At 58.0% G+C, this 18,783-nt stretch carries 20 protein-coding genes; 18 read left to right on the top strand and 2 right to left on the bottom strand.

Annotated features, from left to right (window positions below; genetic code table 11):
• The first annotated feature begins 164 nt into the window (after window positions 1–164).
• A complete protein-coding gene (locus tag GGQ73_RS09700) occupies window positions 165–911 on the top strand; it encodes a YebC/PmpR family DNA-binding transcriptional regulator (protein WP_183895880.1) in 747 nt (248 codons plus the stop codon).
• Between the two features lie 77 nt (window positions 912–988).
• On the opposite strand, the gene GGQ73_RS09695 is transcribed toward GGQ73_RS09700, so the two are convergent.
• A complete protein-coding gene (locus GGQ73_RS09695; protein WP_183895878.1) occupies window positions 989–1,990 on the bottom strand; it encodes an LLM class flavin-dependent oxidoreductase in 1,002 nt (333 codons plus the stop codon).
• Between the two features lie 231 nt (window positions 1,991–2,221).
• Between GGQ73_RS09695 and ruvC the strand changes: the two genes are divergently transcribed.
• The 17 genes from ruvC (at window position 2,222) to glmM (ending at window position 18,375) form a co-directional block, all read left to right on the top strand.
• Window positions 2,222–2,734 (top strand): crossover junction endodeoxyribonuclease RuvC, encoded by a 513-nt coding sequence (gene ruvC / locus GGQ73_RS09690; RefSeq protein ID WP_183895876.1) that lies wholly within the window; start codon window positions 2,222–2,224, stop codon window positions 2,732–2,734.
• Window positions 2,735–2,758: 24 nt separating this feature from the next.
• Window positions 2,759–3,376, top strand: a complete 618-nt coding sequence (gene ruvA, locus GGQ73_RS09685) for a Holliday junction branch migration protein RuvA (RefSeq protein ID WP_183895874.1) — start codon at window positions 2,759–2,761, stop codon at window positions 3,374–3,376.
• 203 nt (window positions 3,377–3,579) lie between these two features.
• Window positions 3,580–4,620: a Holliday junction branch migration DNA helicase RuvB gene (gene ruvB, locus GGQ73_RS09680; protein WP_183895872.1), complete on the top strand. Its 1,041-nt coding sequence runs from the start codon at window positions 3,580–3,582 to the stop codon at window positions 4,618–4,620.
• 2 nt (window positions 4,621–4,622) lie between these two features.
• The gene (locus GGQ73_RS09675; protein ID WP_412762967.1) at window positions 4,623–5,516 is read left to right on the top strand and encodes a metallophosphoesterase; all 894 of its coding nucleotides are present in this window, start codon (window positions 4,623–4,625) and stop codon (window positions 5,514–5,516) included.
• 49 nt (window positions 5,517–5,565) lie between these two features.
• Window positions 5,566–5,784: a hypervirulence associated TUDOR domain-containing protein gene (locus GGQ73_RS09670; protein ID WP_183895869.1), complete on the top strand. Its 219-nt coding sequence runs from the start codon at window positions 5,566–5,568 to the stop codon at window positions 5,782–5,784.
• 52 nt (window positions 5,785–5,836) lie between these two features.
• Entirely contained in the window at window positions 5,837–6,418 is a 582-nt protein-coding gene (locus tag GGQ73_RS09665; RefSeq protein ID WP_183895867.1) for a DinB family protein, read from the top strand.
• Window positions 6,411–6,923, top strand: a complete 513-nt coding sequence (locus GGQ73_RS09660; protein WP_183895865.1) for an NUDIX hydrolase — start codon at window positions 6,411–6,413, stop codon at window positions 6,921–6,923. The genes GGQ73_RS09665 and GGQ73_RS09660 overlap by 8 nt, the downstream gene beginning before the upstream one ends.
• Before the next feature lie 33 nt (window positions 6,924–6,956).
• Window positions 6,957–7,397 carry a tol-pal system-associated acyl-CoA thioesterase gene (gene ybgC / locus GGQ73_RS09655; protein ID WP_174153857.1) on the top strand — a complete coding sequence of 147 codons (441 nt, stop codon included), beginning with the start codon at window positions 6,957–6,959 and terminating at the stop codon, window positions 7,395–7,397.
• 260 nt (window positions 7,398–7,657) lie between these two features.
• Window positions 7,658–8,377 (top strand): protein TolQ, encoded by a 720-nt coding sequence (gene tolQ / locus GGQ73_RS09650; protein ID WP_045228480.1) that lies wholly within the window; start codon window positions 7,658–7,660, stop codon window positions 8,375–8,377.
• A 29-nt stretch (window positions 8,378–8,406) separates the two neighbouring features.
• Window positions 8,407–8,868, top strand: coding sequence for a protein TolR (tolR, locus tag GGQ73_RS09645; protein WP_067644342.1), 462 nt, complete (start codon window positions 8,407–8,409; stop codon window positions 8,866–8,868).
• Between the two features lie 7 nt (window positions 8,869–8,875).
• Complete coding sequence (locus GGQ73_RS09640) at window positions 8,876–10,060, top strand: hypothetical protein (RefSeq protein ID WP_174153856.1); 1,185 nt, start codon at window positions 8,876–8,878, stop codon at window positions 10,058–10,060.
• Window positions 10,061–10,140: 80 nt separating this feature from the next.
• A complete protein-coding gene (gene tolB, locus GGQ73_RS09635) occupies window positions 10,141–11,454 on the top strand; it encodes a Tol-Pal system beta propeller repeat protein TolB (protein WP_183895863.1) in 1,314 nt (437 codons plus the stop codon).
• Between the two features lie 212 nt (window positions 11,455–11,666).
• Window positions 11,667–12,200, top strand: coding sequence for a peptidoglycan-associated lipoprotein Pal (gene pal, locus GGQ73_RS09630; protein ID WP_174153854.1), 534 nt, complete (start codon window positions 11,667–11,669; stop codon window positions 12,198–12,200).
• Window positions 12,201–12,354: 154 nt separating this feature from the next.
• Window positions 12,355–13,365 carry a tol-pal system protein YbgF gene (ybgF, locus tag GGQ73_RS09625; protein WP_183895861.1) on the top strand — a complete coding sequence of 337 codons (1,011 nt, stop codon included), beginning with the start codon at window positions 12,355–12,357 and terminating at the stop codon, window positions 13,363–13,365.
• Window positions 13,366–13,405: 40 nt separating this feature from the next.
• On the top strand, window positions 13,406–14,713 hold the full coding sequence (gene tilS, locus GGQ73_RS09620) for a tRNA lysidine(34) synthetase TilS (protein WP_183895859.1): 1,308 nt from the start codon (window positions 13,406–13,408) through the stop codon (window positions 14,711–14,713).
• A 154-nt stretch (window positions 14,714–14,867) separates the two neighbouring features.
• Window positions 14,868–16,814, top strand: a complete 1,947-nt coding sequence (gene ftsH / locus GGQ73_RS09615; RefSeq protein ID WP_183895857.1) for an ATP-dependent zinc metalloprotease FtsH — start codon at window positions 14,868–14,870, stop codon at window positions 16,812–16,814.
• Between the two features lie 208 nt (window positions 16,815–17,022).
• The gene (glmM, locus tag GGQ73_RS09610) at window positions 17,023–18,375 is read left to right on the top strand and encodes a phosphoglucosamine mutase (protein WP_174153850.1); all 1,353 of its coding nucleotides are present in this window, start codon (window positions 17,023–17,025) and stop codon (window positions 18,373–18,375) included.
• 50 nt (window positions 18,376–18,425) lie between these two features.
• Here the strand turns inward: glmM and GGQ73_RS09605 are convergent, their stop codons facing one another.
• Complete coding sequence (locus GGQ73_RS09605) at window positions 18,426–18,722, bottom strand: hypothetical protein (protein ID WP_183895855.1); 297 nt, start codon at window positions 18,720–18,722, stop codon at window positions 18,426–18,428.
• Between the last annotated feature and the right edge of the window lie 61 nt (window positions 18,723–18,783).

Raw genomic sequence — 18,783 nt, 5'->3', positions numbered from 1 at the left:
CGATCAGTGGGCAAGGCTGCCCGCTTCGTACTGGTAACCAAACGAAGAGCGAACATTTCAGTTCCTTAATGTGTTGCGAGAAGAGTGGGCATCTGGGCTTGAACAGGCGGGCCATCGCACTTATAAGCACCGCAATCCAAACAAACGATCCGATCAGGGGTGCCATGGCTGGCCATTCACAGTTCAAGAACATCATGCATCGCAAGGGAAAACAGGATTCGATCCGTTCGAAGATGTTCTCCAAACTTGCGCGTGAAATCACCGTTGCTGCGAAGTCCGGTCTGCCGGATGTGAGCATGAACGCTGCGTTGCGTTTGGCGGTCCAGAACGCCAAGGCGCAGTCCATGCCCAAGGACAACATCGACCGTGCCATCAAGAAGGCATCCGGTGCGGATGCTGAAAACTACGATTACGTGCGTTACGAAGGTTATGGTCCGGGCGGCACGGCGGTTATCGTTGAAGCGCTGACGGACAATCGCAACCGCACGGCGTCAAACGTCCGCTCGATCTTCACCAAGGCCGGTGGCGCGCTGGGTGAAACCGGTTCAGTATCCTTCTCCTTCGACCGCGTTGGCGAAATCACCTACAAGGCCTCTGTCGGCGACGCGGATACCGTCATGGAAGCGGCGATAGAAGCCGGGGCCGATGACGTGGAAAGCAGCGAAGACGGCCACACGATCATCTGCGGCTTTGAAGCGATGAACGAAGTTTCCAAGGCTCTCGAAGCGGTGCTCGGGGAAGCCGAAAGCGTCAAGTCCATCTGGAAACCGCAGAACACGGTGCCTGTGGATGAGGAAAAAGCGCAGTCGCTGATGAAGCTGATCGACAACCTCGAAGATGACGACGACGTCCAGAGCGTCTACTCAAACTTCGAAGTATCGGAAGAAATCATGTCCAGGCTTTCGGCCTGATCCATATTCCATTGCAATGTAAAAGCCTCCGGCAGCGATGCGCGGAGGCTTTTTTCATGAGGTTTGAGGAGACGCCGTTAGGCAGCCTGCCTCAGTTCGCCCCGAACTTCGGCGAAAACTTCTACAGAGCGTAGGCGCTTCTGGATGTCATGGACTGGCATGGAGACGATCAACTCGTCAGCGCCGGTTACCGCGAGGAACTCACCGAGTTTGTGTTCCACCGTCGCGTGAGAACCGACAACCGCGTATCTCAGCGTATGGTCGACCGTGATGCGCTCCATATCGCTCCAATAGTCATCCATGCTGTCGACCGGCCGTGGGAACTGGCTTCGGATATTCTTTCGCAAATTGACGAATTGCTGTTGGGCTGAAGTAAACAGGTGCTCCGCTTCCGCGTCGGTGTCAGCGCCCACGCCCATGACGCCAACCATCACATAGGGTTTTTTCAGCGTTGCCGAGGGCTGGAAGCGCTCCCGGTAAATAGCGATGGCGTCCATCAGCATATCCGGCGCAAAATGCGATGCGAAGGAATAGGGCAGGCCAAGCATGGCCGCCAAATGCGCGCTGTAGGTGCTGGACCCCAACAGCCAGATCGGCACATTGGAATGCATTCCGGGTACAGACAGGATCGACTGGTCTGGCTGCGGTGCACCCAGATATTGTTGCAGTTCGATAATATCATGCGGGAAATTTTCAGCACCGGCATCGAGATTTCGTCGCAAGGCGCGCGCCGTGCGCATGTCCGTGCCGGGTGCACGACCGAGACCAAGATCGACGCGGCCCGGCAACAAGGCATTGAGCGTGCCGAATTGTTCAGCGATGACGAGCGGCGAGTGGTTTGGCAGCATGACACCCCCGGAGCCGACGCGGATGCGCGACGTTGCGGCACCGACATGGGCAATCACAATGGCAGTGGCGGCGCTGGCAATGCCGGGCATGCCGTGGTGTTCGGCCAGCCAGATGCGCTCGTAGCCTTGTTCTTCGGCCTTGATGGCCATGCGGCGCGAATTCTCAAGCGCCTTGCTCGCGTTCTCGCCTTCACCGATGGGCGACAGATCGAGAATGGAAAAGGGAATCATAGGACGCTCCTGATGCGTTTCGGGTTGTGCTAGATGTAAGTTTCATGGCCAAATTTGCCAGTGCAATCGCGCCGAATTGAACGATGGATCAAAAAAACTGGTGCACATATGCGGTGGTTACGGAGCCCGTTTCGATCAGACCCAGCGTGAGCGGCCATGCCATCTTGTGCAATGTTGTCGTTTTGTTCACTTATCGCTGGCAGGTTTCGCGCCTGAACGGTAGGGTGCCACATGACAAATGCGATTCGAATTATCGGGATTGACCCAGGGCTTCGGCGAATGGGCTGGGGCGTCATAGAAACGCTGGGCAACAGCCTGCGCTTCGTGGCCTCCGGCACTGTCACGTCCGATGGCGATATGGACCTGGCGTCGCGCCTTTGCCAGCTCCATGACGGCCTTTCCGCAATCGTCCATTCCCACCAACCGCACGAGGCGGCGGTGGAGCAGACCTTCGTCAACAAGGATGCTGTGGCGACGCTAAAGCTTGGTCAGGCGCGCGGTATCGCGATGCTGGTTCCCGCACGCGCGGGCCTTCCGGTAGCGGAATATGCACCGAATGCCGTCAAGAAAGCCGTGATCGGTGTCGGGCATGGCGAAAAGCAGCAGATTCACATGATGTTGAAAATTTTGATGCCTAAGGCTGAGTTCAAGGGTAATGACGCAGCTGATGCTCTTGCCATCGCCATTTGCCATGCACACAACAGGGCGGGCGAGCGCATGCGCCGCGTGCTGGCCGCAAGCTGATTTCCTCTTTTCACAGGCATTCCCATGATTGGAAAACTCAAAGGCACGATCGATGAAATTGGCGATGACCATGTGGTCGTTGATGTTCACGGTGTCTGTTACGTGGCCTATTGTTCGGCGCGAACTCTGTCGCGCCTTGGCTCTGCAGGCGAGGCCGTGGTCCTCTTCATCGAAACCTATGTGCGCGAAGACCAGTTGCGGCTGTTCGGGTTCCTGACAGCACTGGAACGGGAGTGGTTCACCCTGTTGCAAAGCGTTCAGGGGGTGGGTGCCAAGGTTGCGCTTGCGGTACTGTCAACATTGACGCCCTCTGAATTGGCCAACGCGATTGCCCTTCAGGACAAGGTCGTCGTGTCGCGTGCGCCCGGTGTCGGGCCGAAAGTTGCCGTGCGCATCGTCACGGAACTTCGCAACAAGGCGCCTGCCTTTGCTGGTGAGGTATCGTCCTCCATCGGCTTCAAACAGGAACTGGGCGAAGGCGTCGCATCCGCACCCGTGGCCGATGCCGTGTCTGCCCTCACCAACCTTGGCTATTCCCGCGATCAGGCCGCCAATGCCGTGGCGGCCGCGCTGAAGAATGGCGGTGAGGGTGGCGATAGCGCCAAGCTGATCCGGTTGGGCTTGAAGGAGCTTTCGCGGTAGAACGCCCTGTGTTATTTTCCTTGCGATCTTTAAAAACTAAGAACAGAGGTCGTCATGGGGCTCCAGACGACCATGACATCCAAAGGCGAAACGACTGGTCCAAAAGCGTGTTCTAGATCAGCTCGGCTGAAAGCCTGGTGACAGATGATTGACACATTCGATCAGAGAGCCGCACGCAAAATACCCGGAATGGAACTTCTGACATGAGTGACGCGGCACGGCTGATTTCTTCGGAAAAGCGCGGCGAAGATATCGATACGACGCTTCGCCCACAAACGCTGGATGACTTTACCGGCCAGGCGGAGGCGCGGGCGAACCTCAAGATTTTCATCGAAGCGGCGAAGAACCGTGGCGAGGCGCTGGATCATGTGCTGTTCGTCGGGCCACCGGGTCTTGGCAAGACGACGCTGGCGCAGATCATGGCCAAGGAGCTGGGGGTCAACTTCAAGTCCACGTCCGGACCGGTGATTGCCAAGGCCGGTGATCTGGCGGCGCTTCTGACCAATCTGGAAGAACGGGATGTTCTGTTCATCGATGAAATCCACCGGTTGAGCCCTGCCGTGGAAGAAATCCTCTATCCTGCGATGGAGGATTTTCAGCTCGATCTGATCATCGGTGAGGGACCGGCTGCGCGGTCCGTAAAAATCGATCTGTCGAAATTCACGCTGGTTGCGGCCACCACGCGTCTCGGCCTTTTGACAAATCCGTTGCGAGATCGCTTCGGCATTCCCGTTCGCCTGTCTTTCTACACGGTGGAAGAACTCGAACTGATCGTGCGCCGTGGTGCGCGCATCATGGGTTTGCCGATGACGGAAGAGGGCGCACGCGAAGTGGCGCGTCGTTCGCGCGGCACCCCACGCATCGCCGGGCGGCTGTTGCGCCGTGTTCGTGATTTTGCCGAGGTGGCGCGGGCAGAATCCGTGACGCGACAGATTGCCGACGAGGCGCTGACGCGGCTGCTCGTGGACAATATGGGTCTTGACCAATTGGACATGCGATATCTGACGATGATCGCCGTGAATTTCGGCGGTGGTCCCGTTGGCATCGAAACGATTGCCGCCGGCTTGTCGGAGCCACGCGATGCCATTGAGGACATTATCGAACCCTACATGATCCAGCAGGGTTTCATTCAGCGAACGCCGCGAGGACGTATCTTGACCGCAACGGCGTGGAAGCATCTGGACCTGCAGCCGCCGAAAGATATCGAAGCGGCGCAGTTTCGTTTGACGCTCGAGGACGACTGATCGTGATCACCCGTCGCGCATTGCTCAAGACGGCTGCCACCATGGCGGCGGGTCTGGTTTCTCTTGGTGCCTATGCGGGTGGCATCGAGCCCTTGGCGCGGCTATCGACCACGCGATATCGTATCAATCCGCCCGGCTGGCCCAAGGGGCAACGCTTGCGCATCGTGGCGCTTGCCGATTTTCACGCCTGCGAGCCATGGATGCCTGCCGAGCGCATTGCAAAGATCTGCGATTACGCCAACACGCTGGGTGGCGACGTCATTCTGCTGCTGGGCGATTACATGTCCGGCATGAAACTGGTGACAGGTGTCGTTCCACCGGGAGACTGGGCGAAGGCTCTTTCGGGGTTGAAGGCACCGCAAGGGGTGCACGCCGTGTGCGGCAACCACGATTGGTGGCAGGACCTTGAAGCGCAGAGGCTGCGGCTGAAGGAAACGGTTGCGCATAAGGCGCTTCGGTCGGTCGGCATTCAGACATATTCGAACCATGCTGTGCGTTGCGGTTCCGATACCCAACCCTTCTGGATTGCGGGAATAGAAGACCAATGGGCCTATCTGACCGGACGCCGCACGACGGGTCTGGACGATCTTCCCGGCACACTTGCGCAGATCACGGATAACGCCCCCGTCATTCTTCTTGCGCATGAGCCTGACATCTTCGTTTCTGTCCCGGACCGGGTATCGCTGACATTGTCGGGCCATACGCATGGCGGGCAGGTCAATCTGTTCGGCTGGCGTCCAGCTGTGCCGTCGCGCTTTGGCGAGCGTTTCGTCTATGGTCACGTTGTCGAAGATAACAGGCATCTTGTCGTCTCCGGCGGGCTCGGCTGCTCCATCGCCCCGGTCCGTTTCATGTCGCCGCCAGAGGTGGTGGTGATCGATCTGGGTGAGGCATAGGAACCATCCCGCTTGCCGGCCATTTCACGTTCTTTGCCAGGAGCGTGACATGACGAAATTCCGTAAGGGTACCAAAGTCCAGTGGAAATGGGGTTCGGGTAAAGGCGAAGGCAAGATTGCCGAGAGCTTTACGAAAGACGTCGAGCGCAAGATCGAAGGCTCGGTCATCAAGCGGAAGGCAAGCGAGGACGAGCCCGCTTACCTGATCGAGCAGGAAGACGGCGGCAGGGTCCTGAAAAGTCATTCGGAGCTCGATAAGGCCGATTGACGCTTTTCACGCAGTCGCGTCTTTTCCCCGCTGCGCAGAATAGGAGAAAGCCATGAGTTACGACCCTCGTCGCGTGTTCCGAAAGCTCGCCCGCAACAACCGGTTGGCAAATCTCAGGCTGCACGCTGCTTGCGGCAGGCTTTCTCCCGCCGAATTCGTCGCGGCGCGAAATGGTTTCTTTCCCACCATCTGCGCCACATTGAACCACATCTATCTCGTCGACCTGTTTTACATCGATGCTCTGAAAGGTGGAACGAGGGGCCCTGACATTTTCGCTCACGGTGATCCTTTCGCAGACATGAGCGCTCTCCAGAAGGCGCAATCGCAGCTGGACGACGACCTCATCGCCTTTGTCGATACATGCACGGACATCGATCTGGAAGCAGACGTGCGCGTGCACCGTGCAGAGAGAGTTCAACAGGACCGTTGCGACGATATTTTAAGCCATCTTTTTCAACACCAGACCCATCACCGAGGTCAGGTGCACGCAATGCTCTCCGGCAGCTCCGTCAAACCACCCCAGCTGGACGAGTTTATCGTGGATGATGATGCAAGGGTTCGCAAAACGGAACTGGACGCGCTAGGTTGGGCGGAGCGTGACCTCATGTTCCCGGAAGCCAAAGCATATGACTGAAGACCTTCGTATCCGCATCAAATTCAAGCCCAAGCGCCTCTTCCAGATGCGTGTAGCGGGTATCGCGTTTCGCGACGGCCACGTGCTGGTGCACCGGGCGACGCACGAGAAATTCTGGAGTTTTCCCGGTGGCCGGGCGGAAATGGGCGAGCAATCGCGCGAGACGCTGGCGCGTGAAATGGTGGAGGAGCTTGGTGTCGAGGCCAAGGTCGGGCGGCTGCTTTGGGTGGTAGAGAATTTCTTCCATTATGAGGGCAAGGACTGGCACGAGCTTGGTTTCTATTATCTGATGGAATTGCCCGAAACCTTTCCTTTCCACGAAGAAGACATCGTCCACCGCATGCAGGATGGCAAGCATCCGCTGGAGTTCCGCTGGGCGCGTGCGACCACGGAAGCCTTGACGCAGCTGGACATTCCACCGTATTTCATCGCCGGTGAGATCGAAAACCTTCCCACTTCCACGCAACACGTCGTTTGGGATGACCGCAATCTGGATGATAAATGAACCTTTGTGCCGCTCCACATCCGGGACTTTCACATGACTGATCTGACCGTTTCCCTCTCCGGTGAGCTCATCGAACACGGCCACCGGCTGACACAGCGCGTCTATTACGAGGACACGGATTTTTCCGGCCTCGTGTATCACGCGCGCTATCTGCATTTTCTGGAGCGAGGTCGTACCGATTACCTGCGCTGCCTTGGCTGTGAGCAGAGCGCGCTTCTGACCGCCGATGACGAAGGCCTGGTTTTCGTCGTTCACCGCATGGAAATCGACTTCAAGTCGCCTGCACGCATGGACGATGTGCTGGTCATTACCACGCTGACCGAAAAGGCGGGCGGGGCGAAAATGGTTCTCAATCAGGAAATACGACGCGGCGAAACGCCACTCATTGTCGCAAAAGTGATTATCGCTGTGATCAATTCGAAGGGAAGACCGCGCCGTCTGCCGGACGCGATTGCAGAGAAATTTCTGAAGTAAGAGCGAAGAAACACGCGACGGCTGTTAGACGTGCCTATTTCGTAACACTCTCTTAACCATAATGTAGTCTACCTTAACCATTCGGTATTTGTGCGCCACACGCCTTCCTTTTACCAAATTTACGGTCAAGGAAGGCTAAATGGTCATATCGGGGCACGGCTCAAGGGGTTTTCGGCGACTGCCGCAGGACTTCAAACGTTGATGCGCGTTTAAATCGCCCGGTCATGCACCGGGCGTTTGGATTCGGGGATTGGATTTTTATGGAACAGGCAGGTTTGGCCGCAGCAACGCACGACGTAAGTCTTTGGGCGCTGTTCATGCAGGCTGGTCTCATCGTCAAGCTGGTCATGATCGGTCTTATAGCCGCATCTGTCTGGACGTGGGCCATTGTCATCGACAAGTATGTGTCCTTCGGCAAGGCAAAGCGCCAGTTCGACCAGTTCGAACAGGTCTTCTGGTCTGGCCAGTCGCTTGAAGAGCTGTACCGGACGCTGGCCGAGCGCCAGAATACGGGCCTTGCGGCGATCTTCGTGGCGGCGATGCGCGAATGGAAAAAGTCATTCGAGCGTGGTGCGCGATCGCCGATCGGGCTCCAGATGCGGATAGACCGGGCGATGGACGTGACCATGGCGCGGGAAGGCGAGACCTTCGAGGCGCGTCTCGGTTCGCTGGCAACGATCGGTTCGGCAGGTCCGTTCATCGGTCTGTTCGGTACTGTTATCGGTATCATGACCTCATTCCAGGCGATCGCCGGTTCCAAGTCCACCAACCTCGCGGTTGTGGCGCCTGGTATCGCCGAAGCGCTTCTGGCAACGGCCATCGGTCTTGTCGCCGCTATTCCGGCCGTTATCGCATATAACAAATTCACCGGCGATGCAGGCAAGCTCTCTGCGCGTATGGAAGGTTTTGCGGATGAGTTTTCCGCTATCCTTTCGCGCCAGATCGATGAGAAGCTGCAGACGCGTCAGGCCGCGCAGTAAACGCGCTTCCGAGCGAGTGGAGTAACACGATGGGAATGTCAGCAGGCGGTGGCGGCGGTGGATCCGGCGGACGCCGTGGTCGAGGCCGGGGACGCCGCAAGGGTGGCGCGATCAGCGAAATCAACGTGACGCCGCTTGTCGACGTCATGCTAGTCTTGCTCATAATCTTCATGGTGGCTGCACCGATGATGACGGTCGGCGTGCCTGTCGATCTGCCGCAGACATCAGCCAATGCGCTGAATTCCGATACGCAGCCGATTACCATTTCGGTCAATGCCGATGGCGTGATCCATTTGCAGGAAACGCCGATCCAGGCAACGGAAGTGGCCGACAAACTGCAGGCAATTTCGACCACCGGCTACAATGAGCGTATTTTCGTCCGTGCGGACTCGGTTGCCGCTTATGGCATCGTTGCCGATGTCATGGCGCGTATCCAGGCTGCGGGTTTCAAGAATATCGGTCTCGTAACACAACAGAAACAGGACAACTGATCTCGGTATGAAAGGCAGCGTCACCACATCTGCGATCGTGCACGCCTCACTGCTGGCCTTTGCCCTCGTGTCTCTGGGCTCGCCAGCGCCGCTCGAGGTGTCTCAGGCCGAGTCGATGCCTGTCGATCTGGTGTCCGTGGAAGAGATGACGCAGATTCAGCAGGGTGACAAGAACGCGCCCAAGGCGGAAAAGTCTGCGCCTGTTCCGACCACTCGTCCCGACATCGTTGCCAACGCCCAGAATGCCGGTAACAACAGCGTCGATCTCGAAGCGCCGCCGACGCCGACGGAAAAGCCCAACAATAATGAGAGTGCTGCTGCTCCTCCCAAGCAGGAAAAGCCAGCGCCTGTCGTCGATACCAAGCCCAACGATGTGAAAGACATCGTCAAGGAAGAGACGTCTGCGCCAAAGCCATTGGAAACGGCGTCGCTGCCTGTTCCCAAGCCGGAAATAGCAACGCCACCGACGCCGACGCAGCCGCCCGCGCAACAGCAGGCTCAGGAGCCACCACCGCAAAATCAGGAACCGGCGGAGATTCCGGTGCCGCCAAATGTGCCGCGCCCGAATTCGCGCCCACAGCCGGCTGAGCCGAAGCCGGAACCTCCGAAGCAGGCCGAACAAAAGCCAGCCGAGACGAAACCAGCCGAAAAACCGGCGGAGAAGAAGCCGGAGCAGGCGAAGTCGACAGAGAAGCCGTCCGACAAGAAACCGGCAGACCGCAAGCAGGAGACCGCCAAGTCTGCCGCTTCGCAGGCCAGCGAGTTCAACGCCGACGACATCTCGAAACTGTTGAACAAGCAGGCCCCGTCCGGCGGCGGTGCAAAACGGTCTACCGAAACAGCGTCGCTTGGTGGCAAGAAGACAATTGGCACCGGTTTGAGCGCTAGTGAGATCGACAGTGTTCGTGGTCAGGTTCAGGGTAACTGGAGCATGCCCGGTGGTCTGACGGGTGTGGCCGAGGTGAGAGTCGTCGTTCGCGTATCACTCGATCAGAACGGCATGGTTGTCGGTCAGCCAGAGGTGACGGCCACTGGTGGACCCGAGGGTACGCGCCGCGCCGTCGAAGGCAGCGCGCGTCGTGCGATCTTGAAGTCCCAGCCTTTAAAAAACCTTCCGCCGGATAAATACGAAGGTGAAAGGGGATGGAACACGATGGTTCTGAACTTCGACCCCTCTGAGTTTGCGATTTAAACCGACAGTTTTGGGATCTATGACAAAAACCACACCCAATTCGATGTCCAATTTTGTATGAAGCTGAAAGGCTTGTCTCAATGATCAAGTTCTCTCTCCTGCGCGCGATGATGGTTGCCTCTGGCATGCTGTTGTCTTTCGTTGCGGTCACACCGGCCAGTGCCGAAGTTCAAATCAACATCAACAAGGGCAACGTTCAGCCGTTGCCGATCGCGATCACCGATTTCATGTCGGGTGACGGCATCGGTGCGCAGGTCTCGCAGGTTATCGCGGCCGACCTCCAGCGTTCCGGGTTGTTTGCGCCCGTCAACAAGAATGCGTTCATCGAGAAGATCAGCAATCCCGATCAGCAGCCCCGTTTCGAGGACTGGAAAGTCATCAATGCGCAGGCACTGGTCACGGGCCGTGTGACGAAGGAAGCCGATGGCCGACTGCGCGCCGAATTCCGCCTTTGGGATACGTTCGCCGGTCAGCAGATGAGCGGTCAGCAGTTCTTCACCCAACCGGAAAACTGGCGTCGTGTGGCCCATATCATCGCCGATGCGATCTACGAGCGTGTCACGGGTGAAAAGGGTTACTTCGACACCCGTGTCGTCTTCGTCTCCGAAAGCGGTCCCAAGACCGACCGAAAGCGTGCGCTCTCGATCATGGACCAGGATGGCTTCAATGTTCGCAACTTGACGACGACCAAGGACCTCGTTCTGACGCCGCGCTTTTCGCCAAGCCGTCAGGAAGTGACCTACATGTCGTTCGAGGGCCAGCAGCCGCGCGTCTATCTGTTGCAACTGGAAACCGGACAGCGTGAAGTCGTCGGCAACTTCCCCGGCATGACGTTCTCGCCGCGCTTTTCGCCAGATGGACAGAAGGTCATCATGAGCCTTCAGCAGGAAGGCAATGCCAACATCTACACGATGGACCTGCGTTCGCGTACCACGACCCGCCTGACAAACACGGGTGCCATCGATACGGCACCGTCCTATGCGCCCGATGGCCAGCGCATTGCGTTTGAAAGCGACCGCGGCGGTCGCCAGCAGATTTACGTGATGAATGCCGATGGTTCCGGCCAGAACCGCATCTCCTTCGGCGATGGTTCCTACTCCACGCCGGTCTGGTCTCCGCGCGGCGATCTGATTGCTTTCACCAAGCAGTCTGGCGGCAAGTTCTCCATCGGCGTCATGAAGCCGGATGGGTCCGGCGAGCGTATTCTGACCTCGGGCTTTCACAATGAAGGACCGACATGGGCACCAAACGGCCGCGTACTGATGTTCTTCCGTCAGGCAGCCGGTTCCGGTGGCCCGCAGCTCTACTCCATCGATCTGACCGGCTATAACGAGCAGCTGATCAAGACGCCGACATTTGCATCCGACCCGGCATGGTCGCCGCTTCTGGATTGATAACGCGATTATGGCGGTATGTTGCAAGCATGCCGCTATATTTTCTACGCATGTGATACCGGGACCTGTCTCGCCTTTTGCTGCAAAGTTGTTGTGAGGGCGCTAAAAAAAGCGGGACATTTCCTTTCTGTTAACCATAATTGTTTGGGGGCAATTAACTGCATTCGGTTATTGTCTGGCAACGTTACTGAAATTCTAAGGAGAGACCGGCTATGAGCCGTACAAACACTTCGGCACTCGGCCCGATGCAGAAAATTGCCCGTAACCCGGCTGTTATCGCTTTGACGCTTGCTCTTGCGCTGGCTGGTTGTGCCAACAAGAAGAACATGCCCAACAGCGCCGGCGAACTTGGTCTTGGTGGTGGTGCAGGCTCTGCGACGCCGGGTTCTGCCCAGGACTTCACCGTCAATGTCGGCGACCGCATCTTCTTCGATACCGACAGCACGTCGATCCGCGCAGACGCGCAGCAGACCCTGCAGCGTCAGGCACAGTGGTTGGCCCGTTATCCGAACTACGCCATCACAGTCGAAGGTCACGCCGATGAGCGCGGCACACGCGAATACAACCTCGCACTGGGCGCTCGCCGTGCAGCTGCCACCAAGGAATTCCTCGCTTCGCAGGGTGTTCCTGCCAATCGCATGAGAACCATTTCCTACGGCAAGGAACGTCCTGTTGCCGTTTGCGACGACATTTCTTGCTGGTCGCAGAACCGTCGCGCTGTCACCGTTCTGGGCGGTGCCCGCTAAGGTCTCGCGATTGTATGATCATGTTTGAGAGGCGGTCTTCGGGCCGCCTTTCTTTTTTCCATAGTTTGGCCGAACTTAAGTTGCTTTTTTACGCCAAATGGAAAAAATCCGGATTTGCGTCGTTGGGGCGCAAATCAACCAGACAGGACGCAACATGAAGAAACTTGTCGTGGCGGGAATGCTGGGGCTTGCAGCCTTCACCGGCTTGAGCGGCGCGGCCGTCTCGGGGCCGTTGTTCGGCTCGGGTGGGGCCTTCGGCACGTTGAACACGCAAAATGCACCCGTCGTGAAGGTGCAGGCAAACGATGCCTATCGTGTCCAGCAACTCGAGGAGCAGATTCGTCAGCTGAACGGCCGTATCGAGGAAATGAGCTTCCAGTTGCTGCAAATGCAGGAAACGATCCGCAAAGCCCAGGAAGACAACGAGTTCCGCTTCCAGGAACTCGAAAGCGGCAAGGGTGCGTCACCTGCACCGAAGAAGAAGGCCGAAGCCGAGATTCCGTCGGCAGGTCCGCAGGATGACGTCGCAACCATCATTGAAACGCCGTCCCAGGGCGGCGCTTCAATGGGCGGCAGCGAACGGGGTACCGGCCCGTTGGCCTCAGCGCCACGCAGCAATGCGGCGCCGGGTGAAAGCACACTCGGTTCCATTGAGCTCGATTCGCGTGGGCTGCCTGTTGGTGGTTCGATGAACCCGAACGCCAATAACTCGGCTGGTACGTTGCCTGGTGTCGAGACCGGCCGTTCGACGACCACCGATCCTGTCAACACAGCGGCGCTCACCAGCGAGAACGATGTCTATCAGGCGGCCTACAGCCATGTTCTGTCAGGTGACTATAAGGCGGCGGAAACGGGTTTCGAGCAGTATATCCAGGGCTATCCCAAGGGTGCCAAAGCCGCGGATGCCAATTTCTGGCTGGGCGAAGCCCAGTATAGCCAAGGCAAATTTACTGATGCTGCCAAGACGTTTCTGAACGCTCACCAGACCTACAGCAAGTCGCCAAAAGCGCCAGAAATGCTGCTGAAGCTGGGTATGTCGCTGGCCGCCCTCGACAACAAGGAAACCGCCTGCGCGACCCTTCGCGAAGTGCCCAAGCGCTACCCCACCGCATCCAAGACTGTTCTGGGCAAGGTTACCAGCGAACAAAAACGCCTGAGCTGCTGAGCCGGTGACGACCGCTGACCATGGCAGGTCGTCCGCAGCGATGCCGGTTGCACCCCTTGAGGCTGCTCGGCTTTTTGTCCAGAAAATTACAAGTCGGTCCTGTGTTCTCGTTGCCATTTCCGGCGGTAGCGATTCCACCGGATTGCTGTTGGCGCTGCATCAGGCCCTTCGCGATCTCGGCAGGCAGGATATTTCTCTTCAGGCAGTCACGATCGACCACATGCTTCGTCCTGAATCGGGGGAGGAAGCCGAGGGCGTTGCGGCCTTTTGCCTGACCCTTGGCGTCCCGCATCACCTTCTTCGTTGGGAGGGGCAGAAGCCGAAGGCGGGACTGTCTGCGGCGGCGCGGGTTGCGCGTTACGCGTTGATCGGAACGGTCGCGGGTGAGATCGAGGCCGATATGGTTGTCGTCGGCCACACCTTGGGTGATCAGCAGGAAACGATCGCCATGCGCGGCGCCCGAAGTGATCGACCAGACAATCTGGGTCTTGCCGGCATGGCGGATGCGGTGCTCTACGACGCGCGCCATTGGGTCCTTCGTCCCTTCCTGACCGTGACAAGACGTGACATTCGCGACTTCCTCGTTGCACAGGGACAATCATGGTACGACGACCCCAGCAATGACGATGCGACATACGAACGCGTGCGGGTGCGAAACACACCTCGCGAGGCTCAACGGACGTTGATTGATCAGTCAATCAACCGATTGGCCATGTCATCGGAGTCCGCCCGACTCATCGAACAATTCGCAACATATTGCGGCTATGGGCTCGTTGCGCTGGATGCAGGATGTCTGGCTGGGAACTCCACAACGGTTCGACATGCGCTTTCTGCTCTTGCCTGTGTCATCGGTGGTCGGCGGTTCGCTTTGGGCGCTGCGAGCATGGACAAAGTTCTGGCCTTCGCCAAAGCCGGAGAGCAGGGCAGGGTGACGGCCAGCCGGGTGGTGTTCGAGCGACGCAGGGATACCCTTTTTCTGATGCGCGAAAACAGAGATATTCCCCATGTGACGGTGGCCAGAGGGGCGAGCATCCGATGGGATGAACGGTTCGATATCACCAACCTGTCGAGCAGCGATATTACCGTGCGCGGATTTGGCACATGCGACATCTCGATACCGGATGAGGTCGGGCCCTCCGTTCCGTCGGGCATCGTCAAGCGCGCTTTGCAGGCGATGCCGATCTACGGGGGGGAGGGCGATGCGCCAGCATTGACGCCACCGCCAGGGGTGACCAGTCAATTCAGGCTTGCGCCTTATGATCTCTTTCTCACACGATTTGATTTCGAGTTGGCGAATACCATTGCGAGGCTTGTCGGCCGATTTGCCTATCCCAGGCCGCCTGTTTGAAGGTCCAATGGCGGTAAAACCGATTTTTGTCAGAGTTTTTACCGCAAATCGCAACTCATCTCTTCGCCTGCCTTGGCAACGGCAACTGTCCTCCTTATGTTAAGCCCAACATAATGGCGGGCGCATATTCGCACGTTGCAGTTCGGGGAGTTCGATGAACCCAAATTTTAGAAATTTCGCCCTGTGGGCAGTGATCGCTCTGTTGCTGATCGCGTTGTTCAGCATGTTCCAGACGTCGCCGTCACAATCGGCGTCACGAGAGATCGCCTATTCACAGTTTTTGAGTGATGTCGACGCAGGGCGCGTCCGTGAGGTGACCGTCACCGGAAACCGTGTTCTCGGAACCTACACCGAAAGCAATGCAGCGTTTCAGACCTATTCGCCCGTGATTGACGATGCCCTGTTGGCGCGTCTCCAGGCAAAGAACGTCGCCATCAACGCGCGTCCTGAAAGCGATGGTTCGTCAGGCTTCCTGAGCTATCTGGGAACGCTCCTGCCGATGTTCCTTATTCTGGGTGTCTGGCTGTTCTTCATGCGGCAGATGCAGGGTGGGTCGCGTGGCGCGATGGGCTTTGGTAAATCCAAGGCCAAGCTCCTGACCGAAGCGCATGGGCGTGTGACGTTTGAAGACGTCGCAGGCGTCGACGAAGCCAAGCAGGATCTGGAAGAAATCGTCGAATTCCTGCGTGACCCGCAGAAATTCCAGCGTCTGGGCGGCAAAATTCCGCGCGGCGTTCTGCTGGTCGGTCCTCCGGGTACGGGTAAGACATTGCTCGCACGGTCAGTCGCGGGCGAAGCGAATGTGCCGTTCTTCACGATCTCCGGTTCCGACTTCGTGGAAATGTTCGTCGGCGTCGGCGCAAGCCGTGTCCGCGACATGTTCGAGCAGGCGAAGAAAAATGCGCCCTGCATCATCTTTATCGACGAAATCGATGCTGTTGGCCGCCATCGTGGTGCAGGTCTCGGCGGTGGTAACGACGAGCGTGAGCAGACCTTGAACCAGTTGCTGGTGGAAATGGATGGCTTCGAGGCGAATGAGGGCATCATTCTGATTGCCGCGACCAACCGTCCAGATGTCCTCGATCCCGCATTGCTGCGCCCAGGCCGTTTTGACCGTCAGGTCGTTGTTCCGAACCCGGATATCGTCGGTCGCGAGCGCATCCTGAAGGTTCACGCGCGCAACGTACCGCTGGCGCCGAATGTAGATCTCAAGGTCCTCGCACGCGGCACACCCGGTTTTTCCGGTGCCGATCTGATGAACCTCGTCAACGAAGCAGCACTGATGGCCGCCCGCCGCAACAAGCGCGTCGTGACCATGGCGGAATTCGAAGACGCCAAGGACAAGATCATGATGGGCGCCGAGCGCCGCTCGTCCGCCATGACCGAGGCCGAAAAGAAACTGACGGCCTATCACGAAGCCGGTCATGCCATTACGGCGCTGAAAGTGCCGGTGGCCGATCCCTTGCACAAGGCAACGATCATCCCCCGCGGCCGCGCGCTTGGCATGGTCATGCAGTTGCCGGAAGGCGACCGCTATTCCATGAGCTACAAGTGGATGGTCTCTCGTCTCGTCATCATGATGGGTGGTCGTGTCGCCGAAGAGCTCACGTTCGGCAAAGAAAACATCACCTCGGGCGCCTCGTCCGATATCGAGCAGGCCACCAAGCTTGCCCGTGCAATGGTGACACAGTGGGGCTTCTCCGATGCTCTGGGTCAGGTCGCCTATGGTGAAAACCAGCAGGAAGTGTTCCTCGGTCATTCCGTTTCGCAGTCGAAGAATGTTTCTGAGGCCACCGCACAGACGATCGATACCGAAGTGCGTCGCCTGATTGATGAGGCCTATACGGAAGCGCGTCGTATTCTGACCGAACATCACGATGGCTTCGTCGCCATTGCGGAAGGTCTTCTCGAATATGAAACGCTGACGGGCGAGGAAATCAAGGCTTTGATCCGCGGCGAAAAGCCTGCGCGTGATCTGGGTGACGATTCGCCGAGTGGTCGTGGTTCTGCTGTGCCGAAGGCTGGCACCAAGAAGGACGGCCCGACCGAAGCCAAGGACAACGGTGAGGCCGAAGACGGCATGGAGCCGCAGCCGCGCTGATTGCTTTGCAATTCAAATTCAAGGGCCGTCCGTCAGGACGGCCCTTTTGCGTTTCAGCACGTCTTGTTAGCGCGTGAGGTTTGGTAACAACATATATTGGCTGTTAGCGGTAATTGACGTGCTGTCGGCAGCCTTTTATGGCATTGAGCGGACAAAGGGTGTGGCGCGTATGATCGCAGCCGCTTCCGTGGAACAATCTGGAGCTCACATGACACGTCGCTATTTCGGAACGGATGGAATTCGCGGGGAATCCAACGTGTTCCCGATGACGCCGGATCTGGCGATGCGCGTCGGTATCGCGGTGGGGACGATTTTTCGACGTGGCCAGCATCGCCACCGTGTGGTGATCGGCAAAGACACGCGCCTGTCCGGTTACATGCTGGAAAACGCGCTGGTGGCCGGTTTCACGGCAGCAGGGCTGGACGTGTTTCTGCTCGGACCGATCCCGACGCCCGCGGTTGCCATGCTGACGCGCTCGCTGCGGGCGGACATCGGCGTGATGATTTCGGCCTCTCACAACCCGTTTGCCGACAACGGCATCAAGCTTTTCGGACCTGACGGTTACAAGCTTTCTGACGAGTTAGAGCTCGAGATCGAAGAGCTTCTCGACCGCGATATCTACGCACAGCTTGCCAAGCCGCACGAAATCGGTCGCGCCAAGCGCGTGGACGGTGACATCTATCGCTACATCGAATTCGTCAAGCGCACCCTGCCGCGCGACGTGACCTTGAGCGGCTTGAGGATTGCCATCGATTGTGCCAATGGCGCCGCCTATAAGGTCGCGCCTGCCGCGCTTTGGGAGTTGGGTGCCGAGGTCGTGACGATCGGTAACGAGCCGAATGGCACCAACATCAATTTCGAATGTGGCTCGACCCACCCCGATGCCTTGCAAAAGAAGGTGCATGAGGTCCGGGCAGATATCGGTATTGCACTGGATGGTGATGCAGACCGGGTGATCATCGTGGACGAGCGCGGCCAGATTGTCGATGGCGACCAGTTGATGGCGACGATTGCCGCAAGCTGGGCTGACGACAATATCCTGCGCGGCGGCGGTATCGTTGCAACCGTCATGTCCAACCTTGGGCTTGAGCGTTTCCTGGATGATAAGGGTCTGACGCTTGCGCGCACCAAGGTCGGCGACCGTTACGTCGTCGAGCACATGCGCAACAACGATTTCAACGTGGGTGGTGAACAGTCGGGTCACATCGTTCTCTCGGATTATGGCACGACGGGCGATGGCCTGGTTGCAGCGCTTCAGGTGCTGGCACGCGTCAAGCGGTCTGGTCGCACGGTGAGCGAAGTCTGCCGCAAGTTCGAGCCGGTGCCGCAGCTGCTGAAAAACGTCCGTATTTCAGGTGGCAAGCCATTGGAAAACCCGGTGGTCAAGCAGGCTATCGCCGATGCGGAAAGCGCTCTGGCCAATAATGGTCGTTTGGTCATTCGCCCATCCGGCACCGAGCCGCTTATCCGTGTGATGGCGGAAGGCGATGATAGCGCGCAGGTCGAGCGTATCGTCAACGATCTCGTCGGTGTGATATCGAACGCGAAGACGGCGGCATAGTCGGTTTGCCGTTTCCATCTCGTACGTAAACGCTCTAGGCAAGAAGGCGCTTATAGGCGGTCGATATCCCGCTCGCCTTTCATCTGGGCCATGCGGTCGTCCAACCTTCGCAAGCGCTCCAGACTGGGCTGAACACGCTCGTTTGGTGGCGTCCTGTCCGGCGGCAGCAGCGTGTAAGGCTGCGGCTCCTTCCAGACGGGCGGATTGAGCTTACGCAAATGATAGAGGTAGAGCGCCGCAAACCCCAGCGCGAAGACGCAGGGCATGTAGATGAGCAAGACCTTCACCTGATCGGACATCATGCGGAAGGTGTGTAAGAGATCGGCCCAAAAACTATAGGATTCCATCGCATTTCCCCATCGGCAGAGGTGCTCACGCGAAAGACGCGCAGTACCATCGCCATCTTGT

Origin of the sequence: Rhizobium skierniewicense, from assembly GCF_014196515.1 — a bacterium.
Classification (GTDB): domain Bacteria; phylum Pseudomonadota; class Alphaproteobacteria; order Rhizobiales; family Rhizobiaceae; genus Agrobacterium; species Agrobacterium skierniewicense.
This window is presented reverse-complemented; position numbering and strand designations above follow the sequence as displayed.

Bases quoted from the DNA above. Each gene is read 5' to 3' on its own strand.
- GGQ73_RS09695 (WP_183895878.1), bottom strand. From the start codon at position 1,990: ATGATTCCCTTTTCCATTCTCGATCTGTCGCCCATCGGTGAAGGCGAG.
- GGQ73_RS09670 (WP_183895869.1), top strand. From the start codon at position 5,566: ATGACGAAATTCCGTAAGGGTACCAAAGTCCAGTGGAAATGGGGTTCG.
- ybgC (WP_174153857.1), top strand. From the start codon at position 6,957: ATGACTGATCTGACCGTTTCCCTCTCCGGTGAGCTCATCGAACACGGC.
- ruvA (WP_183895874.1), top strand. From the start codon at position 2,759: ATGATTGGAAAACTCAAAGGCACGATCGATGAAATTGGCGATGACCAT.
- ftsH (WP_183895857.1), top strand. From the start codon at position 14,868: ATGAACCCAAATTTTAGAAATTTCGCCCTGTGGGCAGTGATCGCTCTG.
- pal (WP_174153854.1), top strand. From the start codon at position 11,667: ATGAGCCGTACAAACACTTCGGCACTCGGCCCGATGCAGAAAATTGCC.
- GGQ73_RS09660 (WP_183895865.1), top strand. From the start codon at position 6,411: ATGACTGAAGACCTTCGTATCCGCATCAAATTCAAGCCCAAGCGCCTC.
- tolQ (WP_045228480.1), top strand. From the start codon at position 7,658: ATGGAACAGGCAGGTTTGGCCGCAGCAACGCACGACGTAAGTCTTTGG.
- ruvB (WP_183895872.1), top strand. From the start codon at position 3,580: ATGAGTGACGCGGCACGGCTGATTTCTTCGGAAAAGCGCGGCGAAGAT.
- tolR (WP_067644342.1), top strand. From the start codon at position 8,407: ATGGGAATGTCAGCAGGCGGTGGCGGCGGTGGATCCGGCGGACGCCGT.
- ybgF (WP_183895861.1), top strand. From the start codon at position 12,355: ATGAAGAAACTTGTCGTGGCGGGAATGCTGGGGCTTGCAGCCTTCACC.
- GGQ73_RS09700 (WP_183895880.1), top strand. From the start codon at position 165: ATGGCTGGCCATTCACAGTTCAAGAACATCATGCATCGCAAGGGAAAA.
- glmM (WP_174153850.1), top strand. From the start codon at position 17,023: ATGACACGTCGCTATTTCGGAACGGATGGAATTCGCGGGGAATCCAAC.
- GGQ73_RS09640 (WP_174153856.1), top strand. From the start codon at position 8,876: ATGAAAGGCAGCGTCACCACATCTGCGATCGTGCACGCCTCACTGCTG.
- GGQ73_RS09665 (WP_183895867.1), top strand. From the start codon at position 5,837: ATGAGTTACGACCCTCGTCGCGTGTTCCGAAAGCTCGCCCGCAACAAC.
- GGQ73_RS09605 (WP_183895855.1), bottom strand. From the start codon at position 18,722: ATGGAATCCTATAGTTTTTGGGCCGATCTCTTACACACCTTCCGCATG.
- tolB (WP_183895863.1), top strand. From the start codon at position 10,141: ATGATCAAGTTCTCTCTCCTGCGCGCGATGATGGTTGCCTCTGGCATG.
- tilS (WP_183895859.1), top strand. From the start codon at position 13,406: ATGCCGGTTGCACCCCTTGAGGCTGCTCGGCTTTTTGTCCAGAAAATT.
- ruvC (WP_183895876.1), top strand. From the start codon at position 2,222: ATGACAAATGCGATTCGAATTATCGGGATTGACCCAGGGCTTCGGCGA.